At 52.3% G+C, this 26,618-nt stretch carries 29 protein-coding genes (1 of these 29 cut by a window edge); 19 read left to right on the top strand and 10 right to left on the bottom strand.

The features are described from left to right. Nucleotides 1–120: 120 nt before the first annotated feature. Entirely contained in the window at nucleotides 121–1,476 is a 1,356-nt protein-coding gene (bioA, locus tag IJ22_RS19145; RefSeq protein ID WP_062409958.1) for an adenosylmethionine--8-amino-7-oxononanoate transaminase, read from the bottom strand. 114 nt (nucleotides 1,477–1,590) lie between these two features. Between bioA and acpS the strand changes: the two genes are divergently transcribed. Then, nucleotides 1,591–2,019 carry a holo-ACP synthase gene (acpS, locus tag IJ22_RS19140; protein WP_062409957.1) on the top strand — a complete coding sequence of 143 codons (429 nt, stop codon included), beginning with the start codon at nucleotides 1,591–1,593 and terminating at the stop codon, nucleotides 2,017–2,019. Between the two features lie 114 nt (nucleotides 2,020–2,133). Here the strand turns inward: acpS and IJ22_RS19135 are convergent, their stop codons facing one another. The 3 genes from IJ22_RS19135 to IJ22_RS19125 form a co-directional block, all read right to left on the bottom strand. Next, complete coding sequence (locus tag IJ22_RS19135; RefSeq protein ID WP_082660884.1) at nucleotides 2,134–2,514, bottom strand: c-type cytochrome; 381 nt, start codon at nucleotides 2,512–2,514, stop codon at nucleotides 2,134–2,136. Nucleotides 2,515–2,516: 2 nt separating this feature from the next. After that, nucleotides 2,517–3,056, bottom strand: coding sequence for a hypothetical protein (locus tag IJ22_RS19130; RefSeq protein ID WP_062409955.1), 540 nt, complete (start codon nucleotides 3,054–3,056; stop codon nucleotides 2,517–2,519). 213 nt (nucleotides 3,057–3,269) lie between these two features. Further along, nucleotides 3,270–4,124 carry an AraC family transcriptional regulator gene (locus IJ22_RS19125; RefSeq protein ID WP_062411060.1) on the bottom strand — a complete coding sequence of 285 codons (855 nt, stop codon included), beginning with the start codon at nucleotides 4,122–4,124 and terminating at the stop codon, nucleotides 3,270–3,272. A gap of 69 nt (nucleotides 4,125–4,193) precedes the next feature. On the opposite strand from IJ22_RS19125, the gene mutY reads away from it, so the two are divergent. Beyond that, nucleotides 4,194–5,360, top strand: coding sequence for an A/G-specific adenine glycosylase (mutY, locus tag IJ22_RS19120; protein ID WP_062409953.1), 1,167 nt, complete (start codon nucleotides 4,194–4,196; stop codon nucleotides 5,358–5,360). Here mutY and IJ22_RS19115 read toward each other — a convergent pair. Beyond that, nucleotides 5,357–6,040 carry a Crp/Fnr family transcriptional regulator gene (locus IJ22_RS19115; protein ID WP_062409951.1) on the bottom strand — a complete coding sequence of 228 codons (684 nt, stop codon included), beginning with the start codon at nucleotides 6,038–6,040 and terminating at the stop codon, nucleotides 5,357–5,359. The genes mutY and IJ22_RS19115 overlap by 4 nt on opposite strands. A gap of 172 nt (nucleotides 6,041–6,212) precedes the next feature. Here IJ22_RS19115 and IJ22_RS19110 point away from each other — a divergent pair, with 172 nt between their 5' ends. After that, complete coding sequence (locus tag IJ22_RS19110; RefSeq protein WP_054819537.1) at nucleotides 6,213–6,836, top strand: LysE family translocator; 624 nt, start codon at nucleotides 6,213–6,215, stop codon at nucleotides 6,834–6,836. A gap of 59 nt (nucleotides 6,837–6,895) precedes the next feature. On the opposite strand, the gene IJ22_RS19105 is transcribed toward IJ22_RS19110, so the two are convergent. Beyond that, complete coding sequence (locus IJ22_RS19105) at nucleotides 6,896–7,510, bottom strand: superoxide dismutase (protein ID WP_062409949.1); 615 nt, start codon at nucleotides 7,508–7,510, stop codon at nucleotides 6,896–6,898. Between the two features lie 105 nt (nucleotides 7,511–7,615). After that, nucleotides 7,616–7,825 (bottom strand): hypothetical protein, encoded by a 210-nt coding sequence (locus IJ22_RS19100; RefSeq protein WP_062409947.1) that lies wholly within the window; start codon nucleotides 7,823–7,825, stop codon nucleotides 7,616–7,618. A gap of 185 nt (nucleotides 7,826–8,010) precedes the next feature. Between IJ22_RS19100 and xylA the strand changes: the two genes are divergently transcribed. From xylA to folE, 9 genes are all read left to right on the top strand, one after another. Continuing rightward, nucleotides 8,011–9,177, top strand: a complete 1,167-nt coding sequence (xylA, locus tag IJ22_RS19095; RefSeq protein WP_062409945.1) for a xylose isomerase — start codon at nucleotides 8,011–8,013, stop codon at nucleotides 9,175–9,177. A 349-nt stretch (nucleotides 9,178–9,526) separates the two neighbouring features. Beyond that, on the top strand, nucleotides 9,527–9,964 hold the full coding sequence (locus IJ22_RS19090; protein WP_062409944.1) for a GNAT family N-acetyltransferase: 438 nt from the start codon (nucleotides 9,527–9,529) through the stop codon (nucleotides 9,962–9,964). 189 nt (nucleotides 9,965–10,153) lie between these two features. Then, on the top strand, nucleotides 10,154–10,726 hold the full coding sequence (locus IJ22_RS19085) for a DUF402 domain-containing protein (RefSeq protein WP_082661025.1): 573 nt from the start codon (nucleotides 10,154–10,156) through the stop codon (nucleotides 10,724–10,726). A gap of 20 nt (nucleotides 10,727–10,746) precedes the next feature. Beyond that, on the top strand, nucleotides 10,747–10,998 hold the full coding sequence (locus tag IJ22_RS19080; RefSeq protein ID WP_235594170.1) for a S26 family signal peptidase: 252 nt from the start codon (nucleotides 10,747–10,749) through the stop codon (nucleotides 10,996–10,998). Beyond that, the gene (gene queG / locus IJ22_RS19075; protein ID WP_235594169.1) at nucleotides 10,998–12,167 is read left to right on the top strand and encodes a tRNA epoxyqueuosine(34) reductase QueG; all 1,170 of its coding nucleotides are present in this window, start codon (nucleotides 10,998–11,000) and stop codon (nucleotides 12,165–12,167) included. The genes IJ22_RS19080 and queG overlap by 1 nt, the downstream gene beginning before the upstream one ends. Nucleotide 12,168: 1 nt before the next feature. Then, entirely contained in the window at nucleotides 12,169–12,699 is a 531-nt protein-coding gene (locus tag IJ22_RS19070) for a methylated-DNA--[protein]-cysteine S-methyltransferase (protein WP_062409941.1), read from the top strand. Then, on the top strand, nucleotides 12,696–13,724 hold the full coding sequence (locus tag IJ22_RS19065; protein WP_062409940.1) for an HD-GYP domain-containing protein: 1,029 nt from the start codon (nucleotides 12,696–12,698) through the stop codon (nucleotides 13,722–13,724). Before IJ22_RS19070 ends, IJ22_RS19065 begins: the two co-directional genes overlap by 4 nt. Nucleotides 13,725–13,813: 89 nt before the next feature. Beyond that, nucleotides 13,814–14,029 (top strand): YneF family protein, encoded by a 216-nt coding sequence (locus tag IJ22_RS19060; protein WP_062409939.1) that lies wholly within the window; start codon nucleotides 13,814–13,816, stop codon nucleotides 14,027–14,029. Between the two features lie 70 nt (nucleotides 14,030–14,099). After that, nucleotides 14,100–14,690, top strand: a complete 591-nt coding sequence (folE, locus tag IJ22_RS19055; RefSeq protein ID WP_062409938.1) for a GTP cyclohydrolase I FolE — start codon at nucleotides 14,100–14,102, stop codon at nucleotides 14,688–14,690. A gap of 125 nt (nucleotides 14,691–14,815) precedes the next feature. On the opposite strand, the gene IJ22_RS19050 is transcribed toward folE, so the two are convergent. Then, on the bottom strand, nucleotides 14,816–16,042 hold the full coding sequence (locus IJ22_RS19050; RefSeq protein WP_062409937.1) for a Fe-Mn family superoxide dismutase: 1,227 nt from the start codon (nucleotides 16,040–16,042) through the stop codon (nucleotides 14,816–14,818). 84 nt (nucleotides 16,043–16,126) lie between these two features. Beyond that, on the bottom strand, nucleotides 16,127–17,146 hold the full coding sequence (locus tag IJ22_RS19045; protein ID WP_054819541.1) for an alpha/beta hydrolase: 1,020 nt from the start codon (nucleotides 17,144–17,146) through the stop codon (nucleotides 16,127–16,129). 328 nt (nucleotides 17,147–17,474) lie between these two features. On the opposite strand from IJ22_RS19045, the gene IJ22_RS19040 reads away from it, so the two are divergent. Then, complete coding sequence (locus tag IJ22_RS19040; protein WP_054819542.1) at nucleotides 17,475–18,218, top strand: IclR family transcriptional regulator; 744 nt, start codon at nucleotides 17,475–17,477, stop codon at nucleotides 18,216–18,218. A gap of 113 nt (nucleotides 18,219–18,331) precedes the next feature. Here the strand turns inward: IJ22_RS19040 and acnA are convergent, their stop codons facing one another. Continuing rightward, entirely contained in the window at nucleotides 18,332–21,040 is a 2,709-nt protein-coding gene (gene acnA, locus IJ22_RS19035) for an aconitate hydratase AcnA (protein WP_062409936.1), read from the bottom strand. Nucleotides 21,041–21,265: 225 nt separating this feature from the next. Between acnA and IJ22_RS19030 the strand changes: the two genes are divergently transcribed. From IJ22_RS19030 to IJ22_RS19005, 6 genes are all read left to right on the top strand, one after another. Continuing rightward, a complete protein-coding gene (locus IJ22_RS19030) occupies nucleotides 21,266–22,288 on the top strand; it encodes an amidase domain-containing protein (RefSeq protein ID WP_054819543.1) in 1,023 nt (340 codons plus the stop codon). Between the two features lie 218 nt (nucleotides 22,289–22,506). Further along, on the top strand, nucleotides 22,507–22,824 hold the full coding sequence (locus IJ22_RS19025; protein ID WP_054819544.1) for a hypothetical protein: 318 nt from the start codon (nucleotides 22,507–22,509) through the stop codon (nucleotides 22,822–22,824). Between the two features lie 312 nt (nucleotides 22,825–23,136). Next, on the top strand, nucleotides 23,137–23,904 hold the full coding sequence (fabI, locus tag IJ22_RS19020) for an enoyl-ACP reductase FabI (protein WP_054819545.1): 768 nt from the start codon (nucleotides 23,137–23,139) through the stop codon (nucleotides 23,902–23,904). Nucleotides 23,905–24,101: 197 nt separating this feature from the next. After that, complete coding sequence (locus IJ22_RS19015) at nucleotides 24,102–24,617, top strand: ABC transporter permease (RefSeq protein WP_309144123.1); 516 nt, start codon at nucleotides 24,102–24,104, stop codon at nucleotides 24,615–24,617. Between the two features lie 207 nt (nucleotides 24,618–24,824). Continuing rightward, nucleotides 24,825–25,550, top strand: a complete 726-nt coding sequence (locus IJ22_RS19010) for an ABC transporter ATP-binding protein (RefSeq protein WP_062409934.1) — start codon at nucleotides 24,825–24,827, stop codon at nucleotides 25,548–25,550. Then, nucleotides 25,543–26,618: the 5' portion of a putative ABC transporter permease subunit gene (locus IJ22_RS19005; RefSeq protein WP_062409933.1), read on the top strand. The gene runs 598 nt beyond the window's last position; only the first 1,076 of its 1,674 coding nucleotides appear in the window; the start codon lies at nucleotides 25,543–25,545; the stop codon falls past the right edge of the window. The genes IJ22_RS19010 and IJ22_RS19005 overlap by 8 nt, the downstream gene beginning before the upstream one ends.

The following is a 26,618-nucleotide window of genomic DNA, read 5'->3' as shown; positions in this document are numbered from 1 at the left end:
ATCAACAGTTGATTGATGCGTGTAAACAGAAGAAACCCCTCCTTATCCCAAACCGCATTTAAAGCGCAAGGCTCCATTAAGCTGTATGAAACAAAGGAGAGATTTATGCAGGGACGAGACTTAGAAATCTCGGAAGCCCATCCGCTTCAGCACGGTTTCCGTCCGGGCGACGATATCGTCGATCTGCTTTTTGGTGGTGCACAGCGGCAGCCAATAATAGATCGTATCCCCAAGCGGGCGCAGGAACAGGCCTTCCTTCAGCCCTTCCAGATATACGCGGAAGCCGATGCGCTCGGCAAAATCGAAGCGGACTCCGGCGGCGCGGTCCTTATACAGCTCGAAGGCGCCGACCATGCCGAGGCTGCGCACGTTCGCTACGCCGGAAAATGCCTCGAATCGCTTCAGCTGTTCTTTAAGGTGAGCCGCCGCATCCTGGACGTGGTCCAAGACGCGTTCTTCCTCAAAGATGCGAAGCGATTCCAGCGCTACAGCCGCAGCGAGCGGATTGCCGGTGAAGCTGTGACCGTGCGTGAAGGTCTTCAGCTTCACGTAGTCGTCATAGAATGCGTCGTAGATCGCATTCGTCGTGATTGTAGCGGACAGAGGCAGCACGCCCGCCGTAAGCCCTTTGGACAGGCACATGAAGTCCGGCGAGATCCCTGCGTGATCGCAAGCGAACATCCGGCCTGTCCGGCCGAACCCGACCGCCACTTCGTCGGCGATCAGGTGTACTTCATATTGCGTGCACAGCTCACGCAATCCTTGCAAATACGCGGCGGGGTATATGATCATTCCTCCCGCGGCCTGAATCATCGGCTCGACGATCAGCGCAGCCAGCTCGTCCGCCGATGATTCAAAGAGCTTGCGTGCGCCCTCCAGCGCCTCCGCCACACAAGCCTCGGCGCTGGGTCCCTTGCGCACGTCCGGCGACGGTACCGCGCTGGCCGCGAACAGCAGGGGCCGGAATACGGAGAAGTAATGATCTACGCCGCCGACGCTGACCGCTCCGATCGTATCGCCGTGATAGCTGTTCTCCACGAAGGCGAATTTGGTTTTGCCGGTCCGTCCGGTCTGCTGCCAATATTGAAACGACATCTTCAACGCCACTTCCACGGAAGTGGAGCCGTTGTCGGAGTAAAACACTCGGTCCAGCCCGGGCGGAGTAAGCTCAACCAATTGATGAGCCAATTCAATACCGGGCCGATGCGTAAGGCCGGCGAACATCACGTGATCCATTTGGGCAAGCTGCCGGTTTATGGCCTCCCGGATACGCGGATGCGCATGGCCGTGCACGTTAACCCACCAGGAAGAGTTGGTATCGTAGTAACGATTCCCGTCGGCATCGTATAAGTAGACGCCTTCCGCTTTCTCGATCAGGACGGGATCCGTATCAGCGTAATCCTTCATCTGGGTAAAAGGGTGCCATACATGCTGACGGTCCATTTGCAAAAGCAACTGCTTTTCATTTGCTTTCATCCACTGCGTCCTCCTTGAACTTCATGGTCGGATCGGATACGATTAATCCATTAATCCACACCACATTGTACCACCAAGAGAAGCAAAACGCGAAACCGGAAAGGAACAAGCGCTATGATTATCGGCATCGGCACCGATTTACTGGATATCGCGCGCGTGCGCAAAATTTTGGAGCAGCCCGCGGGCGGAAGATTTTTGGAGCGGGTTCTCACACCCCGCGAGCGCGAGCTGGCTGAGGGCAAACAGGGGCGCTTGGCTGAATTTACGGCAGGCCGCTTTGCAGCCAAAGAAGCGGTATCGAAGGCGATCGGCTGCGGCATCGGCAAAGAGCTCTCATTTCAGGATGTAGAGATCCTGCCTGATCCGAAGGGCAAACCGGTTTGCCGGTTATCGGAGACAGCGATGGAGCGGATGATTGCGGCCGGATTACTCCCGGGCGCGGGGACAAGCGGCTCTATTTGGATTCACCTGAGCGTCACTCATACGGAGACGACCGCGATGGCTTACGCGATTGTGGAGCGCAGAGAGGGCGCGGCCGGATGAAAACGGCAGTGTAAAAGCAAACAAGCAGTCCCTTCTTAAGAGGGGCTGCTTGTTTGATTAAGCGTTCAGGTCGCTGTTATGCTGAAAAACCGTCTAACGGCGGCCGGCATCGGATTATTTTTTGTTTGCCAGCCAATCGGCGAGCGCATCAATCTCCTCGGTTTTGAGCTTGCCTTGATAGCCGGGCATGCCGTTGCCGCCCCGATTGATCTGCTCGACGATTTGCTCCTTGGTCAGTCGTGCGCCTGCTTGCTGCAGGTTTGTATTTGGCCCTACTTTTCCTTCCAGGTTGGAGGCATGGCATGACATACAGTTCTGCTTATAGAGCGATTGCACCGTATCGCTCGCTCCGGCCATCGCCTGCTCCTCCGTCATGCCGCCGGAGGATTTACCGCCGCCAAACGGCGCAGGGCTATTTTGGGGCGTGCATGCTCCGAGAACGGCTGCCATCATTAACGCCATTGAAAAAGCGGCCCAAGTATTCATACGTTTCATTCTTACCTCGTCCCCCTGTTCCACATTCCGATCATCCATGCGAGAGCCATCATACTGAGTCCGCCGAAGACTCCGAGAGCTACCTGCGCAAAGCCTAAATATGACCAAGCCACGGTTACGGTTAAAGCCAGCATCCATAAGCTTAGATACAGCAGCGGGCGTCCTAACCAGCGGCTAAACCAAGCGTAAGCCAATGTCAGCAGTATGCCCTTAAACAGCGGCCAAACCAACGGGTCGATGCTTTTCCAGCGCGCCAGCGCATAGAGCCCCGACACAACCAGCACTACTGCGGCGCACAGGGTTATACCGGCTCCGCTTAAGGCAGGGCTTGTCCCGCCATAGTGGCGAAATGTCCTAAACAGCAGGACCGCGGATGCCGCAAGTGCCGTCCACATCACGACCGGCTGCAGCGGATCGAGATCCCGCCATTGCGCAAAAAACCGCAACCCGGCCGACAGCGCCCATTGCAGGCCCCAGATATACAGAAAAGCGGTATATGGCGCAGCCTTTTGATAGGCGGCTTCCACTTGATTAATACTCATCGTTACACCTCTTTGGCCGCAGCCGGTTTAACCTTTTTAGCCGCCTGAAAAAACCGGCGGCCGCACGTACGAAGTGCCATCTCATGATCAACAAGTCATAAGGGCAGCTAAACAATCATGGTAAGTTCGCGCTTTCTAAAGAGAGAGTACACTTTTTTCGGTAGTGAAGTCAAACGTGCCGGTATACCCTGACGAGCCAGTTGCTCCGAGGGCTCAGTTCCCCGAAGTAATCCGATGATTTTTTGCGTATTCCCGAGGGGAGACGCCGGTCACTTTTTTGAAGATGCGGCTGAAATAAAACTCGTCCGTATAGCCCACGCTGCTTGCGATCGATTTCAGACGATAATCCGAAAGCACGAGAAGCTCCTTGGCCCGGTCAACACGCAGGTGCGTCAAGTAATCGATGGGGCTGTAGCCGATATATTTTTTGAACAACCGGGAATAGTGGCTGACGCTCAGCCCCGCCATTTGGGCCAATCCTTCCAGCGTGAGCGGCTCCTGATAGTGGCCTATCATATAATCCTGGGTTAACTCAATGGCGGCGGTGGTATCGCCCGCAATTTTTTGTGCGCGAAAATCGGTCACGAGCGTCAGCAGCAGTTCCTGAAGCAAGATTTTGCGGCGCATCGCCGTCATGTGCCCCCGCCGCTTCCACAGCACATCCAGCTGCTCAAACAGATAGATCAGCTGGGGGGTGTTGGTTACCGTATACATACCCTCCAAGGGAAAACGCGTTTCCGAGGCGTTGTTGTAAACCCACTGTTCCTTATCCTCATAACATTCCGTATAATGAAAACGTATGAAATAGTATTCCAGGGGATGCTCCGGATCGGTGGTGCGCTCCACGACCATACCGGGGGCAAACCAAAAGAGCTTGCCGGGCTCCGCCGGATAATGGGTTCCATTGATGGTGAAGGTGCCCTTCCCCTTGATGATGAGCCAGACGGAATGATGTTTGATCGGCTGCGCTTTTTGGTACCAGTCCGTCTCGCACTTTCTATGGCCGACAATAAGAATGGATATCACCAGCTTATTCAAGCGAGAGGCCAACTCTCCGGGGGTGAGCATCGGCATCGGTCCTTTCATGTTTTTAAATTTATTATATCTCGAAAACGTGTGCAAAGAGAAGGAGACATCATGTACAGTTTAGAACAAAAACAATATTTCAGCGCAGAGCTGATGTCCTGGTATAAGCGGCATAAACGCGATCTTCCTTGGCGGCGCAGCCGTAATCCATATCATATCTGGGTATCGGAAATTATGCTGCAGCAGACTCGCGTTGACACGGTCATTCCTTATTTTGAACGCTTCATGGACAAGTTCCCGACGATAGAGGCGTTGGCGGAAGCGCCGGAAGAAGAGGTGCTCAAGGCGTGGGAAGGACTCGGATATTATTCGCGTGCCCGCAATCTCCAAACCGCTGTACGGGAAGTACAGGAGCGCTACGGGGGTACCGTGCCGGATACGAAGGAGGACGTATTCTCGCTGAAGGGCGTTGGACCTTATACGGCCGGAGCGATTCTCAGCATCGCCTACAATAAACCGGAGCCCGCGGTAGACGGCAATGTTATGCGTGTGCTGTCGCGCTATTTTCTCATTGAAGAGGACATCATGAAAGGCAGTACCCGCGTGCTTATGGAAAAGCTGGCAAAGGAACTGATTCCGGAAGGGGAGGCCGGGGATTTCAACCAAGCGCTCATGGAACTCGGCGCGCTGGTTTGCACGCCCAAATCACCGCACTGCCTGACCTGTCCGGTGATGGCGCACTGCGCGGGAAGAGCCGCCGGAATGGAGGACTCCCTCCCGATCAAAAAGAAGGCGAAGCCCCCGCGTCCGGAGAGCAGATACACAGCGCTGGTCGAGGGTACCGGTGAGCATACCGGCAAGGTATTGATCCGTCAGCGTCCGGCGGAAGGGCTGCTCGCCCGGATGTGGGAGCTGCCGCATACGCTTGCCACTGGCGCTGCCGGAGATCCGGCCGCTGCGCATGAGGCGTTGGCCTCGCATCTGGCCGCCGACGGACTGGGCATCGACTCGCTTCACCTGCTTATGCAGGCGGAGCACGTATTCAGCCATATCCGCTGGGATATGCAGGTATACGTATGCCGGCCCGAGCCTTCGCCGCTGCTTTCGGAGCTGCCTGAGCTGCTGCCGTCACATTATCGTTGGATCAGCCGCGAGGAGATGGAGCAGTATGCGTTTCCGAATGTATTCCTTCGTATTTTGAACACCTATTTTAAAGGTACGTTCCAGTTGAAAGAAAAAGAGCGGCGCAGCCTCCATTCAAGACAATCTGTTCTTTAATAAATCTGCTTCTTCAGTGATTCGGGCTCTTTGACCAGAATATACTTCTTGTCGATGGCGATGATTCCGTCCTCCTGCAAATCCTGAAGGACCTTGGTGACCGACTCGCGCACGGTACCTACCATATTGGCGAGCTGCTGATGCGTCAGCTTCATATTGATGAGCGTGCCGCCCGGCTTCGGCGTACCGTATTGTTCTGACAGCCGGCAAATCATTTTGACGGTGCGCGAACGGACATCGAGAAAGGTCAGATCGTAAATTTGCTCATTGGCTTTACGAAGTCGTTCCATCGTAACTTCAAGCAGACGCAGGCACAGTTTGGGACTTCGTTCCATGAATTGTTGAAAATCGGATCGCGTCAGCGTATACATGGAACAATCCTCCAGCGTTTCGACGCTGGCGGAGCGTCTCATCCCTTGCTGGATCAGCGCCATCTCTCCAAAGAAATCACCTTCCCGGAACAGGGAGAGGATAATTTCCTTGGCATTATCGATTCGGTAAACCTTGACAGCCCCGGTTTGTACGAGAAAAAATTCTTCGCCGGGATCGCCTTCAACAAACAGAACAGTATTTTTTTTAAATGTGCGTTCGGCAAATAACGGAGAGATCTCCTCCAGCTCAGCTGCAGATAAATCCTGAAACAACGGCACATTCTGCAGAAGAGAGATCAATCTATTCATTATCTCACTCTTTTCTCATACGGTTTTCCTGATTTCTCCACCATAGGCGGAATTGCCGGCCTAAATGATAGCACGATTAGCCTTGTGCGCCAACTCGTCCATGCTGCCCTGAAGCATCATGATGTATATATCGGAATAAAACGATTTCTGATTAAGGGAGGACTCATACCTTATGGATATTCACATCGTACTGTATTTTACGGCGGCATCCATACTTCTGACGCTGGCGCCGGGGCCGGACATTCTGTTTGTTGCCGCACAGAGCGTATCCAACGGCCGTAAGGCGGGGATTGCCACAGCATTGGGTTTATGTACCGGTGTGCTTGCCCATACCTTTGCCGCAGCAGCGGGCATTTCTGCCTTGCTTTATAACTCTGCGCTGCTTTTCCAGCTTGTCAAATATGCGGGAGCTGCCTATCTTTTATATTTGGCCTGGCAGGCTCTTAAGGAAGGAGCAGGTGAATTGTCGCTTGAACGGGTGCCGCGTCAAAGTGCGGGAGCGCTGTATCGCAGAGGCATTCTGATGAATATGCTCAATCCAAAGGTGTCGCTCTTTTTTCTGGCGCTGCTGCCTCAATTTGTGACGCCCGACGGGAGCCATCCGGCTCTGCAGATGATGGTATTGGGAGTTATTTTTATGGTCCAGGCCATCGTTGTTTTCAGTCTGGTGTCCTTGGGCGCAGGTTTTGTCGGCAGCAAGCTGCGTGCCCGAACCGGAACCATCCGATGGATCAACAGGGCCAAGGCCCTTTTGTATGCGGTGATTGGTTTGCGATTGATGTTTGCCCAAAAATGAAGACAGCGCAAAAAGACCGCTCGGAGAAAATACCGAGCGGTCTTTACTATGAAAGAACGTTACTTTACAGCAGCTTCGTAACGTTTGCCTACTTCAGCCCAGTTGACAACGTTCCAGAACGCTGCAATGTAGTCAGGGCGTTTGTTTTGGTACTTCAGGTAGTAAGCGTGCTCCCATACGTCCAGTCCGAGGATCGGCGTGTCGCCTTCCATGATCGGGCTATCTTGGTTTGGCAGGCTGTATACTTTCAGCTTGCCGTCTTTGGATACGGCAAGGAAAGCCCAACCAGAGCCAAAACGGGTAGTGGCCGCTTTGGTAAAGTCTTCTTTGAATTTATCGAAACCGCCGAGCTCGTTGTTGATTGCGTCAGCCAGCTTGCCGCTTGGAGCGCCGCCGCCGTTAGGGCCGATCGTTTCCCAGAACAGGGAGTGGTTAGCGTGGCCGCCGCCATTGTTGCGAACTGCAGTACGAATAGCTTCAGGTACGCTGTTCAGGTCGGCAATGAGCTCTTCAACGCTTTTGGACTGAAGGTCAGCATGCCCTTCCAATGCCGCGTTCAAGTTCGTTACGTATGTGTTGTGGTGACGATCGTGGTGAATCGTCATGGTCAGTTCGTCAATGTAAGGCTCGAGCGCGTTGTTTGGATAAGGAAGTGCCGGTAATTGGTGTGCCATCTTCAAATCTACCTCCTAGGATATATAAATTTCCAAGTTTTATTATACGCCTATTTTTTATATAAAATCAACATTTATGTATATTAAGTATTGATTACAGTCTCGTTACGGCCCTTGAGACTGCACGCCGCCCCGACGTTCGATTTCCGTAATGATTTGTCCGAGCATGGCCGTACCTTGCGCGTTCAGCCATGGGGATAAGTCGCTCATGGCCCTCTGATGGTAATGCAGTTCTTCAGAGGTCCACTCGGACGTCTTCCTGTCATTCAATTCATGAATCCGGCGTACTGGTCCGCCGGTCAGCCGCTCCGTCATCGGTCTCCTCCTTTCGGATACTCAGCGTTTTCCGGATTATCGTTTCACCTTGCGTCAGCTTTTATACATGAATCATCAGCTCGAATTCCGCAAATTTTTTCTCTTTTCTTTTCTTATGTTCGATGGTACACTAAATCCGAAAGATTGTTTATTAAATAAACAAAGTATATCCGGAGGTGCGCTTTATGAGTAAATTCATCCCCGTCAAAGAAGACCGCTTTACATTTGGTTTATGGACTGTCGGCAATCCGGGGCGCGACCCGTTCGGCCTGCCCGTACGCGATGGGTTTTCTCCTGTGGAAGCCGTACATATGCTTGCGGAGCTTGGAGCTTACGGCGTAAACTTCCACGATAACGATCTTGTTCCGATCGATGCGACGCCTGTTGAAAAGCAGCGGATTGTAAGCGGATTCAGATGTGCTTTGGAACAAACCGGTTTGAAGGTCCCGATGGTTACGGTCAGCCTGTTTACCGATCCGATCTTTAAAGACGGTGCTTTCACCTCTAACGATCCGCGCGTCCGCGCTTATGCGCTCCAAAAGACGATAGAGTCCATGGATTTGGGCGCCGAGCTTGGAGCGGAAGTGTTCGTACTGTGGGGCGGGCGTGAGGGCTCCGAGGTCGATGCAGGCAAGAATGCCGTCGAGGCTATGAAGCGTTACCGTGAAGCGTTGAACTACCTGTGTGAATACAACCTGTCGCAAAAGTACGGATATAAGTTTGCGCTTGAAGCCAAGCCGAACGAGCCGCGCGCCGACATTTATCTGCCGACGACGGGGGCTATGCTCGGCATGATTGCCACACTTGATTATCCGGACATGGTTGGCGTTAATCCGGAGGTGGCGCACGAGCGCATGGCCGGACTTAACTTCTATCATGCGGTAGCCCAGGCGTTGGAGGCCGGCAAGCTGTTCCACATTGACTTGAACGATCAGAAGATGAGCCGCTTCGACCAAGACCTGCGCTTCGGATCCGACGGTATTAAGGAAGCATTCTTTCTCGTGAAACTGCTGGAGGATTATCAATACACCGGAATGAAGCATTTTGACGCCCATGCACTGCGTACAGAAGACCGTCAAGGCGTCATTGAGTTCGCCAAGGGCTGCATGAGAACCTACTTGATTCTCAAGGAAAAAGTGGCGCAATTTAATGCGGACCAGGAGATTCAAGCGCTCATCGCAGAAATGAACGGCAAGAAGCTGGAGCTTCCGGACTTCGACTTCAAATTCTCGCCGGAAAGCCTCAAAGCTCTCCAGAGCTATCAGGTGGACCGTACAGCCATTGGCGCGGAAGGCATACCGTATGAGAGGCTGGACCAGCTCACTTGCGAAATTTTGTTTGGGGTAAGATAAGAAATGTCAATGACCGTTCTTTGCATAGGCAGAGGACGGTTTTGTTTTTTCATTTCGTTATGTCTATAAATCTCCTTGATCTTATGGAAGGAATAGAAAAAAAAGGAATAATGAGCCGGAAAGGCTTGTTATTCTTTTGAATACGAATCCTATGAACGGCATATCTATCGTAGTAAGAAATGAAAGTAAAAATATGTTAATCTTCTTGTTTATTTCCTTGAAACCGCTTAATATAAAGCGCTTTACCGAGAAAATGAAAATAAATGTGTCTTTTTATACAATTTTAGAAGGAATTTTGCGATATTTGTGGTATTCTGTATAAATAGCACACAAGGTGGGGGAGTTTAATATGCTTGTAAATTCCTATCAGGTTCGTACTTTTTATTTGTCTGATTACGTTTCGGTCACCGAGCTTTTCAAGAATGTATTGTCCGAACCCTGTTATCAGGAGACGATGGAAGCTTTCGCCCGGCAGTTGTCGTGGGATAGCGAACTCGTCCTGGTGGCCGAGGAAGAGGGCAAGATTGTCGGAGTAATCGTAGGAACGATCGACAATGACAATGGCTATTACTACCGGATCGCGGTAGAGCAGCAGCATCAGCGGCGTGGAATCGGTCAAGCGCTGATCGAGTCGCTCCGGCAAAGATTCCTGGGACGCAAGGTGCGCCGTATTATGGTAACGGTTGATGTGCATAACGAAGTAGTGCTTCCGGTTTATGAAAAGGCCGGATACCAATCGACCGATTTTTCCCGGACGGCCCACCGGTTAAGCATTGTTAACGGGTAAATAACAAGCAGAATCAGGCTTTTATTAATACATGGGGCATAACGGGGAGCTGTTGCGGCTTTCGCAGTTATGCTTTTTTTGTATTCCCGATCGGGACCAGACTCTTGAAAGCTGTTCTGCATAAGTTTATGCTAAGATCAAAGATTAAGGGGACAAACAAGCAAAGCGCATGCCGGCCGGGTGCCGAAAATGCAGAAGGGTCAGGACCGGATGAACACTTTCTCATCGTATGTAATCAAAAGCTTCAAGCACGACGGGCACCTGCACCGGATGTGGCTGAAAAATTGGCTTGTGCCTGAAGGCCTGCTCCATGAAGATCATCGCAAAGAAGCGATGCTGGTGCTCATCAACAGTCAAACCAAAATTGTCGAGGCGGACGGAAAGGAATGGGTAAGCCGAATTCCAGGCGTGTCGTTTTTTATTCCGAAGCAGTGGTTTAATGTTGTGGCTTTGCTGGAAGACAACGGTATTCGTTATTACTGCAATGTCGCCTCTCCGCCTTATGTCAACGGCAGGGTGATCACCTATATTGATTATGATTTGGATGTCATACGGATGCCGGGCGGGGAGGTATACGTTGTCGATCAGGAGGAATACGAGCAGCACAAGCAGCTGTATCATTATTCCTCTGTTGTCGACGGCAAAGTGAAGCAGGGATTGAAGGCGCTGCTGGCGCGGGTGCAGGGAGCCGAACCGCCTTTTCGTGATGAGCACATCAAGTTTTACTATGAGCGATGGAGAGAACACGGAGCGGAGGGATAGGATACGGCTGTGTTCTCCCGATGAAACAGAACCTCAACCGGAGGAAAGCCTCAACTCCCCAAGGGTTGCACGAGTCTTATACGGATAGTTTAATAGAAGACGGGCGGTTCGAACCGTATATCATCATGGAAGGCCATCTGTTCGTCATGGGGGACAACCGGCATCGGTATGCCAGCAACGACAGCCGAAGCTTCGGAGCGGTCCCGCTATCGAAAGTGGAGGGGCGGGCAGAGATGATCGTATGGCCGCCAAAACAATGGAGGAGCCTGTAATGGTTAAAAATGAAGCTGTGGATTGGGCCCGGCTGAAGGAAGAACTGCGGGCGGATGCTCCCCGGCTTGGAATTGATAAAATCGGTTTTGCCTCAGCAGATCCGTTCGTTGAGTTGAAGGATATTCTCTTAAAGCATCGTGAAAAAGGATATGAATCGGGGTTCGAGGAGCCCGATATCGATAAACGGGTGGATCCGGCTTTAACGTTGAAAGCGCCGAGATCGATAATCTCCATCGCGGTGGCCTATCCGTCGAAGATGAAGAATCCGCCCAGGTCGGAACCGGGCGCCTACCGTGGCATATTGTCACGTTCCGCCTGGGGAACAGATTATCATCATGTGCTGCGAAACCGGCTTGAACGGCTTGAGCAGTGGATCCGGGAACGGGTGCCGGGAGCCCGGACGGTCAGCATGGTCGATACCGGGGCGCTGGTGGACCGTGCGGTGGCCAAACGGGCCGGCATTGGCTGGTTGGGTAAAAACTGTTCGGTCATCACGCCGGAATGGGGCTCTTGGGTGTATCTGGGCGAGCTGATCACGAATGTGCCGTTCCCGCCGGATACGCCTGTAACGGAGAGCTGCGGGGACTGCACGCTATGCATCGATGCCTGTCCGACGGGAGCTCTTGTCGGGCCGGGTCAGCTCAACGCGCAGCGCTGCGTTTCGTATCTTACGCAGACCAAGGGGCACATCGAAGATGATGAGTTGAAGCGCAAGATCGGAAACCGGCTGTACGGCTGTGATACTTGCCAAATCGTCTGTCCGAAGAACAAAGGAATGCATGCGGATCATCATCCGGAGCTTGAGCCTGACCCGGAACTGGTGAAGCCGCTGCTTAAGCCGCTGCTGTTCCTGTCGAACCGCGAATTCAAAGAGCGTTTCGGCTCAAGCGCGGCTGCATGGCGAGGACGTAAGCCGATCCAGCGCAACGCGATTCTGGCGCTCGGAAATTTCCGCGATAAGACGGCGGTCCCGGAATTGATCCGTCTGCTGCGGACCGACGAGCGTCCTGAAATTCGCGGTGCGGCTGTGTGGGCGTTGGGCCGAATCGGCGGAGCGGAAGCCCGTGAGGCGCTGGAAGCGGCAGCCGGGAAGGAACAGGACGAAGCGGTGCGGCGCGAGCTCGCCAAAGCGATAAGCCAATATGCGGAGGGGCAGCAGGTGGAATGATATGACAAGTCGAATTAAATATGATGAAATGGAATCGCCCATCGGGCCGTTGACGTTGGGATGGAGCGATAAAGGCTTGTGTTCCATTGAATTCGGAACGTTTAAGGAGACGGAGACTAAGCTCAGAGCGTGGTCCCGGCTCCGCTATGGAACGGAAGAATGGGAGCGGGCTCCGAAGTCGCTGGCCGAAGCAGCGGGACAGCTTCGGGATTATTTTGCCGGAGCGCTGCACTCCTTTCATTTGCCTTTGGATCTGAAGGGAACCCCCTTTCAAGTGAAAGTCTGGGAGGCGCTTACGGAGATTCCGTTCGGGAGCACTCGTTCGTACAAGGATATCGCCGAACGGATCGGCTCGCCTAAAGCGGTTCGGGCGGTAGGAGGTGCCAATAATGGCAACCCGGTGCCGATTATCGTTCCCTGCCATCGAGTGATCGGCGCAAACGGAACCTTGGTCGGCTATGGCGGCGGGCTTGACAAAAAAACCTTTTTGCTTCAGCACGAAGGCTTTTCGATGGAAGGAGATCAGCCATGAGGTATGTGCATATTGATAATGTAGAGCCAGGGCAATATTTAGGACGTACGATTTTCTCGGCGAACGGATCGGTCCTGTTATCGGAAGGCGTACAGTTGACCGTTTACATGATTACGACGCTCAAGCGGATCGGTGTCACCATGATCTATATTAAGGATTTGCAGTTTGAAGACATCGAGATTCCCGAGCTTGTATCGGAGGAAACGAAACAGATTGTGATGAAGCAAATGGGAGAAACGTTCCATTCGATCCGGTCCGGTAAAGATTTTAACACCAAGCACGTCATTGGAAGTATCGATAATCTCCTGGAAGAGATCATGCAAAACAAGGAAGTGCTGGTGCAATTATCCGATATCCGTACGGAAGATAACGAGATGTACGTGCATGCCATTAACGTTTGTATGATGTCCACCTTGATCGGGATCAATCTGGGACTCTCCATGCCGCAATTGAGAGAGCTGGCCATTGGAGCGCTGATGCACGATATAGGCAAGCTGGACAAGATCACAGATGACGAAAGCCCCGATAGGAAAAGGCATCATACGTGGCGGGGCTTCGAGGTGCTGAAATCGAAGAGAGAGCTGAACCTGTTGATCGCCCATGTGGCATTTCAGCATCATGAAACGATGGACGGACAAGGTCTGCCGCGGCGTTTGACAGGCGATGAAATCCATTTGTATGCGAAAATCACCGCCGTAGCCAATACATATGACAACCTGCTGTCCGATTTGTCGGAAGGACGGAGAATGCTGCCGCATGAAGCTTGTGAACGCATGATGGTGCTGGCGGGGGACAAGCTGGACCGGGAGATCGTCATTCAATTTCTGCGCATCGTGTCGGTTTACCCTACCGGCTCTTCCGTCAGGTTATCGACCCGGGAAACGGGGGTAGTCGTAGGACAGCACCGCGGACTGCCGGGCCGTCCTATCGTACGTGTCGTCAAGGGCAGCGCGGATGACCTTGAGATCAAGGAAATCGATCTGGCTAAGCATACGACCATATTTATTGATGGTGTGCTGACCTAATGAAAAAGCTTTGCAAAACCATTTGTAACGGCAGTCTTGACATGCTATGATGATTAAATGACATCCATCGTTTGAGGTGAAGGTTCAACATGTGGGGATATATCATTACAGGAGTTATTGCGCTATTGGTTGGAGGGGTAGGCGGTTTCTTTATCGGCGTCTACTATTTGCGCAAGCAGCTCGAAAAAATGCAGAGCAACCCGGAAATGCTGCAGCGTATGGCCAAGCAGATGGGCTATAACTTGAACAAACAGCAAATGCAGAAAATGCAGCAGATGATGAAAAATCAAAAGTTTCGTCCGTGAGCCTGAAGCCTTCAAGGCGCAGGCTTTCTTCTTTGCACCATCGAAAATTTGAAAAGAAGGGGGATTGACGATGCCGGCGAAGGAATATAAGAACCGTCTGGTTGCCGAAAACCGCGAACAAATCGAAGAGCATATTCGCCAAATTTTGCGTTTAATTGGCGAGGATGTGGACAGGGAAGGGCTGCTGGATACCCCTGCGAGGGTAACGCGCATGTATGAAGAAATTTTTGCGGGCTATGAGGCCGACTTCAGGGAGATTTTGGGCGTGGCTTTCGATGAAAAGCACGAGGAGCTTGTCATCGTCAAGGATATCGTGTACTACAGCCAGTGCGAGCATCATATGGCGCCTTTTTTCGGCAAGATTCATATCGGGTATATTCCGAGCGGCAAGATTGCCGGACTCAGCAAATTTGCCCGGCTCGTGGAAGCGGTGACCCGCCGATTGCAGGTACAAGAGAGAATCACCTCGGAGATTGCTGATATTATAGAAGAGGTGCTGGAGCCGCACGGTTGTATGGTCGTCGTGGAAGGGGAGCATCTGTGCATGTGCGCCCGCGGTGTGAAGAAGCCGGGCAGCAAGACCGTGACCTCTGCCGTTCGGGGCTTGTTCCGCAAGGACGCGGCTGCGCGGGCTGAGTTTCTTGCTCTGGTAAAGGAGTAATGACATAGGCCGTTTGCGATGGTTTGTCCAAACCGGATAACGCAGTTGAACAAAAGCACTGGGCGCATGGGATGAGCGCTCTGGTGCTTTTGTTCATGCCGCAAGGATAATTTCACATATACCGGTCAATAAGGAAGCCACCTCAGCATCCGGGCGGCGGAGAACCGCTCATTGACATGATCCCAGTTGATGGTATGCCACCAGGATTCGATATACTTCGACCGCTCATTCTTGTACTTGAGGTAGTAGGCGTGTTCCCAGACATCCAGCACAAGTAGAGGGATCACATCCCATTGGGATAAATTTTGGTGCTTTTCCGCCTGTAAAATCTCCAGCCGATGGCTGCGCGGACTCCATACGAGAATAGCCCAGCCTCCACCCTCCACTTTATCCGCTGCTGAGCTAAACTGCTTTTTAAACGCTTCAAAGCTGCCGAACGATTTCCTGATCTCGGCAGCAATCGGTCCGGTAGCCGGTCCGCCGCCGCTGGGCTTCATGATATTCCAGAATATCGTATGAAGGTAATGCCCCGCACCGTTAAACGCGAGTTCGCGTTCCCAATGCTTCACCAGCGCAAAATCATTGCTTTCCCTCGCTTTGGCCAGCATCGTTTCCGCATAATTTAAACCATCCACATAGCTCTTATGATGTTTATCATGATGAAGCTTCATCGTTTCCGTATCGATATACGGCTCCAACGCATCATAAGCGTAGGGGAGCGCCGGCAGCACATGACCACCGATCGGCACCGGTTTCAGGGCCGGTGTCGTAGGTCTAATACCCGACGACCAGGTTCCTTCCTGTGTAGCGGTTAACTCTTCATCGCTGCTTAATCTGTGGATGTGGGCTTTTTCCTCCGTATCCGGCGATGGTGCTGGCGTTCCCTCTTTAACTGCGAATTCCCGAGGCCAGACATATTCGTCCATGAATGGTCCCGGGCTGGCGGCATGAAGCACGCCAATAAAGTACTCCGATTCGCGAATAATATGCATAACCACCGTCTGGATGACTGGGTTTGACCGGACAGGCTGGCTTTGTTTCATGAGGTTAAACAACTGGTTGACGAATTCGCGTGATTGGCGGATGGAGATGTAGAGCAGCTGTTGGATTTGTGCGGACAAATAGGGGCTGATCGGCGGATGGGAACGGACCACGGCTTCGATGAGCTGTCCGCTAACGGCCTCCGTTTGGGCAAATACGCCCTCCCATTGCTGCATCAGCAAAACGAATTGCGGTTCCAACGTCGGAACAAGCTCGCGGATAACGACCGTATGCTCCTTCTCCTGCATTTTCCAAAAACGGATTTCCTCCAACACCCTTAAAGGCATCAAAGCTCCGTACACATACAGCATGACAAAAACCTCCCCGTCGTTCTGTCCTTCCAACTCTGTGCTGGTTGTACGAGATCATTGTATTCGGGGAGGCCATTGCCTATGCTACCTTGAATGGCTAAATTTAACTGGAGCCGGAGGAGCGCTGGACAGCGTTCGCAGGAAGCCTGTCGTTATTTGAAGATAATCTTCTTTATGCGCCCGGTAAATGAGTTCATGCCCATCATTTTCGAGCAGCCACAGCTGGGAGCCGGAATCCGCTTTTTGCCGTTGGTAAATCTCTTGGGCTGTTTCGTAAGGGGCTTTCAGATCCTTCTTGCCGTGAATAAAGAAGATCGGGATATCATACTGTGTTTCCTTGACTTTCGAATACGGCATTTGGTTCATGCTGACACCATTGATCAATGGAAAAAACATATGAACCAAAGACTGGGAGACCTTAGGCAAATTGGCTTCTTGCTTCATGTTGTGATACAGCGTATCGGGCTCCAGTACAAATGTGCTGTCGAGAATCATGCCGTCGATGTCCCTGGTTTGAAGCGCTGCCTGCAGAGCGGTACCCGCGCCCATAGAGAAGCCCCATACATAGACGCGTTCGGCCCCGCGGTCTTTGGCGTACTTGACTGCACCGAGCAGCTCCTGCGATTCGCGCAGCCCTCCGGTCACGTTCCAATTGGGTTGAACATACCCATAATCAAACATCAATACATTATATCCCTGATGGTATACGGCTTTGGCCAGATCATAGATCGGCACCCAAATTTCTTCACGGTTGCCCCCGTAGCCGTGGGAGAAAACGACCGTTTGCTTGGATGGCGCGGCCCCGGAAGCTGGAATGTACCAGCCTGACAGCTCCGATAATTCGTTTAGGCTCGGAAAGCGCACGTCCTCGTAAGGAGCTCCGAAGGCAAGAGCGGGATTGGAGCGCAGCGGGTCGATGTGCGGCCGTGCAAGAGTCCAGGCAACGTAAGCGTGAAAGGCCATAGTCAAACTGAACAGCAAGAGCAGCACGGACATCAGTGCGATAAGCCATCCTTTGTGGCGTCGGGCAAACGAGGTTCGTTTGAGAGCGGTTTCAACGGTTGCCGGATTTAAAGGGACGGATGAGTAAGAGTTCGTTTCCATGATGGATCCCTCCCAACGTAAACTGAGGTTTCTGTAATTATACTATTCCAAAAGGAAAATTTGATTTCCAAAGAGGGAATAAAGAACCATACATTATTATGAAGCTTGGATCATTTTATTAATTTAATATTATAGGCAACTGCCGCATAGAGTCAATGAAAGTCGAAAAATGTAAACTACCTGTAATCTTCCTGTAATAATGAAGATGCTTAATGGAAGTGAAAAATGGGAATGACGATGATTTTCAGTTTAAAGATATGAAAATACATCGAAATAAGCTATAATATATTTCAACTGGTGAAACGGATTTTCGGAAGGTGGGAAGCTGATGGAAGACGGAAAATTAACCGTGCGCGCCGTTGAGCGTGCTTTGGATATCCTTCTTTGTTTTACGGAAGCCGAGGATTTGAGCTTAACCGAAATTGCAGGACGGGTAGGGCTGCACAAAAGTACGGTTCATCGGCTGCTCGCTTCTCTGGAAGGCAAGGGCTTCATCATCCGCAATCCCGGATCGGAGCGCTACCGGCTCGGTTTTCGCATATGGGAGCTATCGGCGAACCTGACGCACAGCGACGACCCCGCGTTGATTCTGCTGCCGGAGCTGGAGCGTCTGCGCGACCAAGTGGGAGAGACGGTCAGTCTGTATGTGCGCGACGGGATGGAGCGTGTCCGCGTTCAGGCGGTGCAGAGCAATCAAGCCATTCGCCGTGTGGCGCCGATCGGAGCAAGACTGCCGCTGTACGTCGGCGCGTCGAGCAAAATCCTTGTCGCCTTCGCGGACCCTGCGGAGCAGCAGGCTTTGCTGCACGATCCTGCCTGGCCAAAAACGGTGAGTACGGCTGCTTATATGGAGCAGCTGGAGGAAGTAAGGACGCTGGGCTATGCCACCAGCGTGGAGGAGCGCGAGCCCGGCGCTGCGGCTGTGGCGGCTCCGATCTTCGGCCGGGCACAGCGGCTGGTTGCCGCGCTCGCGGTTTCGGGTCCCTCCAACCGGCTGACGCTGGAGATGATGAAAGAGCATGCGCCGATTCTTATGGAAGCCGCCCGGCGCATGGGCAAAATGCTGAAGTAAATGAAGCAGCGCTTCTTTTCGACGCCTGTTCGCATGAAGAACCATGAAAAAAACCTCCGGGCCTCTGGAAAAATAGAGGCTTCGGAGGTTTTTGTATATTGAAGGATTTTCAATTAAGCCATGATTTGACGCAGAACTGTCTGCAAAATACCGCCGTTGCGGTAGTATTCTACGTCAACGTAGCTGTCCAGACGGGCGATCACTTCAAAGCTGAAGGTGGAGCCGTCTTCGCGGGTTACATTTACGGTTAATTTTTGACCCGGCTGTACATCGTTGTTCAGGCCGACAATATCGAACGTTTCGGTACCGGTGAGGCCAAGGGATTTCCAGCTTTGGCCATCGATGAATTGCAGCGGCAATACGCCCATGCCAACCAGGTTGGAACGGTGGATCCGCTCGAAGCTTTCGGCGATAACGGCTTTCACGCCGAGCAGGAACGTACCTTTGGCCGCCCAGTCGCGGGAGCTTCCCGTACCGTATTCTTTACCCGCAATGACAACAAGGTTCGTGCCTTGCTCTTGATACTTCATGGAAGCGTCATAGATGGACATGACCTCGCCTGTCGGCAGGTAAGTGGTTACGCCGCCCTCAGTACCCGGAGCCACTTGGTTGCGGATCCGGATGTTGGCGAATGTGCCGCGCATCATCACTTCGTGGTTACCGCGGCGGGAGCCGTACGAGTTAAAGTCTTCCTTCTTCACGCCATGCTCGATCAGGTATTTACCCGCCGGGCTGTCGACTTTGATGTTGCCTGCAGGCGAGATGTGGTCCGTTGTTACGGAGTCGCCCAGCAAGGCCAGCGTTTTGGCGCCGCGGATATTCGTAATGTCGGAGAGCTGATCGCCAACATTGGTAAAGAACGGCGGATTGGCAATGTAGGTGGATTTTTCATCCCACTCATACAGATCGCCTTCCGGAACCTGGATCGCATTGAAGCGAGGGTTGGAACGGAATACGTCGGCATATTTTGCACGGTACAATTCAGGGCTCATTGCGGACTGGATCGCTTCTTGAATCTCTTGAGCCGTTGGCCAGATGTCTTTCAGGTATACCGGTTCGTTCTTCTGATCGTAACCGATCGGATCGTTGGCCAGGTCAATATTCACCGTGCCCGCCAAAGCGTAAGCTACGACTAGCGGTGGAGAAGCCAGGTAGTTTGCTTTGACTTGCGCATGAACGCGGCCTTCAAAGTTCCGGTTACCGGAAAGCACGGCAGCAACCGTCATATCGTTGTCGGCAATCGCCGCGCTTACTTCGTCCGGAAGCGGTCCGGAGTTACCGATACAAGTAGCGCAGCCGTAGCCTGCCACGTGGAAGCCAAGCGATTCGAGCGGTTCGAGAAGCCCCGCTTTTTTCAGGTAGTCGGTTACAACCAGGGAACCTGGTGTCAAAGAGCTCTTGACATAACCCGGTTTGCGCAGACCGCGTGCTACAGCTTTCTTCGCAACAAGGCCGGCGCCCAGCATAACGCTTGGGTTGGACGTATTCGTACAGGAAGTAATCGCAGCAATGACCACTGCACCGGTGCCCATTTTGCTTGTCTCCCCGTTAGGATGCTTCACTTCCACCACTTCGGCGATTTTTTCTTCGGAGAGACCGTAGCCGCCTTTTTCAATCGGGGTGCGAATGATGCTGTTGAACGATTCTTTCATGTTCGTCAGCTCTACGCGGTCCTGCGGACGCTTCGGACCGGCCAAGCTTGGAACGACGGAACCAAGATCAAGCTCAATGGTGTCGCTGAATACCGGATCCGGCGTATCATCGGTACGGAACATGCCTTGCGCTTTATAGTAAGCTTCAACGAGCGCGATTTGTTCTTCGGAACGCCCTGTACCTCTCAGGTAGTTCAAGGACTCTGCGTCCACCGGGAAGAAGCCGATCGTTGCGCCGTATTCCGGTGCCATGTTGGCTACCGTTGCACGGTCTGCCAAGCTGATGTTGCTCAGACCGGGACCGTAGAATTCAACGAATTTGCCGACAACGCCTTTCTTGCGCAGCATTTGCGTAACGGTCAAAGCAAGGTCTGTTGCCGTAGCGCCTTCTGCCAGTGTACCTGTCAGCTTGAAGCCGATAACCTCAGGTGTAACAAAATAGAGCGGTTGGCCAAGCATTCCGGCTTCCGCCTCGATACCGCCGACGCCCCAGCCCACGATACCGAGACCGTTGATCATCGTCGTGTGGGAGTCGGTGCCTACAAGGGAATCCGGGTATACGAACGTTTCGCCGTCAACGGTTTTCGTAGCGGCAACCGATGCCAGATACTCCAGGTTGACCTGGTGGACGATCCCCGTATCCGGCGGAACGGCGCGGAAGTTGTCAAAAGCGGTTTGCGCCCAGCGCAGGAAGCGGTAGCGTTCCTCGTTGCGTTCAAACTCCACTCTCTCGTTATATTCACGCGCTTCCTTGGAGCCGAATGCGTCAACCATGACGGAGTGGTCGATAACAAGATCAACGGGCACGAGCGGATTGATGCGTTTCGGGTCTCCTCCGGCACGCTTCATGGTATCTCTCATGGCTGCGAGGTCAACGACAACCGGTACGCCAGTGAAGTCCTGCAGCACGATACGTGCAGGAATGAAAGGAATTTCTTTGTTGGCGTCGCGTTCGGAGGCCCAGTTAGCGATTTGTTTGACATGCTCTTGTGTAATGGCCTTTCCGTCGAATTGACGAACGGCTGCTTCAAGAAGAACTTTAATGGAAAAAGGGAGATTGGAAATCGTTCCGTTTCCTTGCTCTTCGAACGCCGGCAGGCTGTAGTAGCTATAGGATTTATTGCCTACGTTCAGCTGCTTGCGGACTGAAAATTGGTCTTTGATAGACATCGTCGCTAATTCCTCCTTATAAAACAATTATTCAGCCTTTTATTTTGTTTCACCTAGTAAAACTAGATTTCAAAATTAGCTCTAATTACAGTATACATGCTGCGGCCCCTTTTCGTAAAGGTTGATTTGAATCATTTTTGTACGGTTTTATGCATACGAATGGAATGAATGTTTGAAACGCCGAATAACTCCCGACAGGTTTTTTAAGGAAAGGGGCCAGATGCCATGACTTGGAAAACGATCCTGTACGACTATGTACATCATCGCAATCAAATGGACATCGATTATTCCGTAGATCCCATGCTGCCGATTGTAGAGGACGAAGCATACCTCCACGACCAGACCGCCCGACTTTCCCGCAGAGCGGCGACGGACAAGGATAGACATTTCATGCCGGTCAAAAGCGAAACCCGCCTTACGATATTACGCGCTGCAGAGCGGGAAGACCGGGTTATGGCCGATGTATTGCTGCGAAGAACCTCCGTAGGCCAGATTGGCCACTCTTCTTATGAAGAACAACGGCTGGAGCAGGAGCGCGTGACGCTGGTACCCGGAGCCGACGGCTGGATCATTGCTAAGATTGAAGCGCTCCAAACGGAAGCGGCGCTTCGTTTGAAGCCGGCTGTTGCCGGCGGCATTATGGAGGCGGAGGACGAATTCGCAGCGGTCGGTTTGATGCGGGCGCCGTCCGTGCCTTTCCTGAACCGGCAGCTTGTGCCGGAGCTGCAGCATTCCGCGGCGCGGGCGATATACAATCGAATGGAGGCCGCCCGTTACGCGGATCTCTGGTGGGATAAAGGGAACCCGGCTTACCTGACATTCGAAGTGAACTGCAGTAACTATGTGTCCCAATGTCTGTTTGCCGGAGGCGCTCCGATGAAGCATACGGGCCAGAGAGATACGGGATGGTGGTACAAAGGCCGTGTAGGCGGGCGGGAGCTGTGGAGCTTCAGTTGGGCTGTTGCCGAAAGCCTGCAGTTTTATTTGCTGACCAGCCGATCAGGTCTTCGCGCTCAGGAGGTTTCCAGCGCGGCCGAGCTTGAGCCTGGCGATGTCATCAGCTATGACTGGGACGGCGACGGCCGATTCCAGCACACGACAGTGGTTGCCGCCAAAGATTCCAACGGGATGCCGCTGGTTAACGCCAATACGGTCAGCAGCAAGCACCGTTATTGGAGCTACACGGATTCGCCGGCGTGGACTGAACGTACGCGTTACCGGCTTTTACATATTTCGGATTCTTTTTAAATGCATATGAGACGTGCCGTAGATTAGGTTTTGCTAATTTTACCGTGTCCATGCACCTTCGAGGCGTTGTTTTTCTATATTTATGATTCGCGGGCGGTGTCGGAATTTTCCGGGGTTTCGGTATCGGATGCGGGGAATGTGCCGCGTGTCCAGGCTTGCTTTTGCCTTGCCGCTTCCATTATGCTAAGGCTAATGAACAAGCCGGGAGGAGAAATTCTATGGGTTTTCAAACCGAATTTAATTCCGTTTGCAAATTTAAGTCCGAGCAGGAGCTGTTCGAGCTGCTGGAATACGGCCGCGGCAAAATGGTAAAGAAAGGCTTTCGCGTTTATCCCGCAGGACAGAAGGTGATTGCTTACACCCCGGACAATCAGGCGATTGCCATCGTGAAGATTCTCGCCTCCATCGCCGAAATCAATTTCCAGGGGGAAGAAGTGACGGAGGTCGAAATGGAGCTGGTCCGCAAGCTCACGGATGAAGAAGCGCGCATTCAAACCGCATTAGCCGACGAATTGTTTTTTGGAGCTGGAAAGTAGATCCTACAAACCGGAGTTTGGAGCACTCATTCCTTAATGGTATGGGTGCTTTGTTTTTAAGTTCGAATTTAGGATGGGCGGAATACACGATATGATATCGGAGGCCGGGAGGAAAGATGATGCGCTGTTTAAGCTGATTTAATCTGTGAGGGGAGAATCCGGTTTAACCGTGCTGTTCCAAGCTTCTTTTGAACTGTGAACGGTCCTGTTCAGGGGCGAAAAGCTCGCTTGAAATATTCGGTAAAATGATATACTTTGAGTAGGGAAGAAAGTGTCCAAGCCCTATTTGACAATGGAGAGGGGAACGTACGGATGAGTTTGCTAGAGGGTAAAAATATTGTGGTTATGGGTGTGGCTAATGACCGGAGTATCGCATGGGCGATTGCGCAGTCTTTGGCGAGCCAAGGCGCCAAATTGGTGTTTACGTATGAGAACGAACGGGTGGAGGAACGCGTGCGCAAACTGGTGAATACGATTCCGGATGCGGTCATGCTGCCTTGCAATGTGACCGTTGATGAAGATATCGAGAAGCTGGCGGGTTCCTTAAAGGAGCATTTCGGCGCGCTTCACGGTATCGTGCACAGCATTGCTTTTGCCCGGACCGAAGAGCTTGAAGGCTTGTTCGTGAATACGAGCCGGGACGGATTCGCTCTGGCGCACGACATCAGCGCGTATTCGCTGGTTGCTGTTGCACAAAAGCTGTATCCGCTCATGACCGAGGGCGGAAGCATTATGACGATGACCTACCTCGGGGCTGAACGCGCCATGAAAAACTACAATGTCATGGGGGTTGCCAAGGCTGCTCTGGAAGCCAGCGTGCGTTATTTGGCGAACGATCTGGGCCAATTCAACATTCGCGTGAACGCCATCTCCGCCGGTCCGATCCGGACGCTTGCCGCGAAAGGGATTAAGGATTTTAACTCCATCCTGAAAACCGTAGAGGAAAAAGCACCTCTTCGCCGGACGACGGAAACCGCCGAAGTTGGCGATACGGCTATGTTCCTGATGAGTAACTTGTCCCGGGGCATCACTGGCGAAGTAATTTATGTAGATAGCGGGTATCACATCGTTGGTGTGTAATACGAGATTTCCAAATAGTGGACCACCTGTTGTTTTATTGACAGGTGGTTTTTTTGTGCTTTATGGTATATGGTATTCTTGGGGAAAGTGTATAAAATTTATACTATAATATACCATTCATTTGTATCCGGCAAAACTTGCTTATTGCCTGATGCCGGCGTAGTGCCGGTGCTTCTCAGCTTCTTGTCAGCGGGGACATTATCGTTATTCATTCGCCGCCGAATCCGTGTAAAGGGGCTTTCTTCGGCGATATCGAACGCGAACATAAAGAGAAGATGAAGATTGCTGCGCTTGTGCTGAGCCAAGGGATAGAGAAACCGCCGAGCACCCCTCGTTCCCGGCCCTTGTTATTCCGCAGGTCCGGCAGATTGTTTCACCGGCGGACACCGGGGACAGGGGTGGCGGAAGCGGCCTTGAAGGCGTTTGTCAGAAGCGGGCCGCGAATGAAGCTTTATGTGCAGTTTGTGGTGCTTGTGATGTATGCAGTGGCGATCGTGCCCTCATGGTTGAAGTGGCTGCTTTGGGGCGTTGTAGCTTTTCTGCTGGCTTCATGGCTTAGGATTAGCGGGCAGGAGCTGCTGGATTCCCGTTCTCCGGCTGTTCCGGTGGGAGGCCGCGGATTTGTCCGACGGCATGAGCCGTGCGGTATTTACGCTGCTGCTCCCGGCAACCTTAGCCATGAGCGTTGCTCTCGCTTGCACTGCATGGCCTGAAAGGTTGTGGCTGGGTGTACCGCTGATGCTTTCGGCCGGGACAGGCCTGGCTTATGCCGTATCCCGGCTGATGATATTGGGAGTGCGGATCGAGACAAGCGGCCCGCCAAAAGCGAACCATGATTCTGTTCGCGACGGTTAAACCCGGCATATATAATACGATACTAAGTTAACGAACATAAAGGCATATCGGGAAGGAGAATGGTTATGATCGAGCTCATGGACGTGACCAAAAGCTATAACGGTACGGTAAAAGCGGTGGATAACCTGACGCTGACTGTCCGGGGCGGCGAAATCTTCGGTTTTCTCGGACCGAACGGCGCCGGGAAAACGACAACGATCAAAATGATCACCGGCATTATTCAGCCGGACAAAGGCACGATCCGGATCAACGGGAAGGACATATCCCAATCGCCGCTTGAAGCGAAGAAGCAGTTTGGCTACGTTCCGGATAGTCCGGATTTGTTTTTACGGCTCAAGGGGTTGGAATATTTGAATTTTATGGCCGACATGTACGATGTGCCGCGAGAGCTGAGAAAGGAACGTATAGAGGCGCTCGCCCGGCGTTTCGATATGCTGCATGCGTTATCTGACCCGATCCAAAGCTATTCTCACGGCATGCGGCAAAAAATCGTTATTATGGGTGTCCTTGTGCATGACCCGGCCGTATGGATTCTCGACGAGCCCCTGACCGGTCTTGACCCCAAATCATCGTACACGCTGAAGGAAATGATGCGGGAGCATACGGACAGCGGCAAAACGGTACTTTTCTCCACCCATGTGCTTGAGGTGGCTGAAAAGCTGTGTGACCGGGTGGCGATCATCAATAAGGGCGTGATCTTGTTCTGCGGAACATTTAAGGACATGCAGGAGCGCTTCCAATCGGATCAGTCCTTGGAAAGCCTGTTTTTGGAGCTGACGAATCATGAATAAAACGCTTCTGCTAACACGCATCCTGCTCAAGAACGGCGGAGGACAGCTAACGGGGGCAGGCAGGAAAAAACGCAGGCTTTCCGTACGGTTTCTTTTGCCGGTGCTTCTATTGGCCGCCTTCTTGCCTTTGATGTTCTCTTTGGTTTCGTTGGTCTCTTTTATGTACGACGGACTTGCGTCTTTTGGACTCGAAGGGATGATCCCGGGTCTTGGCCTGGCAGTCACATGTGTAGTCATCTTCATTTTCGGCGTTTTTTATGTCATCAACGTCTTTTACTTCTCTCAGGACGTCGAGCACTTGCTGCCGCTTCCATTGAAGCCTGCCCAGATCTTGACGGCCAAATTGATCGTAACGCTGCTTTATGAGTATTTGACGCAGCTGCTTCTGCTTTTGCCCGTGCTGCTGACCTTTGGGATCAAGAATGGCAGCGGAATCGTCTACTATATCTATTCGGGGCTTATCTTCCTGGCGCTCCCTATCATTCCGCTGGTGTTGTCTTCCCTTGTAGCCATGATCACCATGAGCTTTTCCAGTATCGCCCGCAACAAAGACCGTTTTAGGATGTTGGCGGGAATTGTGGCGGTTATTCTTTCTGTCGGGGGCAATATTTTATTTCAACGTACGATGAACAAATCGATGAATCCCGAACAGCTGCAAGACATGCTGCAGAACGGCCATAACGCCTTCATCGATTTGGCGGCCCGGGCATTTCCAAGCGCCAAGCTGGCGGCTGATGCGCTGTTGAAGGAGACGTCATTGGCAGGGTTGGCGAATCTGACGCTTTTCTTAAGCCTTTCTTGTCTGTTCTTTATCGGATTTGTCTTTCTTGGACAGCGCCTGTATTTTAAAGGCGTGTTAGGCATTTCGGAATCGTCGGCGCGGCGGAAACGGCTTAGCGCATCCCGGTATGACAAGTTGACTGTGCAGCAGTCTGTACTAAAAGCTTACTTGATCAAAGAACTTCGTATTCTGTTTCGAACCCCGCCCTACTTCCTGAACTGTGTACTGATGTCTTTTTTGTGGCCGGTGTTTTTTCTTATTCCGGTTCTGACACAGCCGAATTTGAT

Source organism: Paenibacillus naphthalenovorans, from assembly GCF_001465255.1.
Lineage (GTDB): Bacteria > Bacillota > Bacilli > Paenibacillales > NBRC-103111 > Paenibacillus_G > Paenibacillus_G naphthalenovorans.
This window is presented reverse-complemented; position numbering and strand designations above follow the sequence as displayed.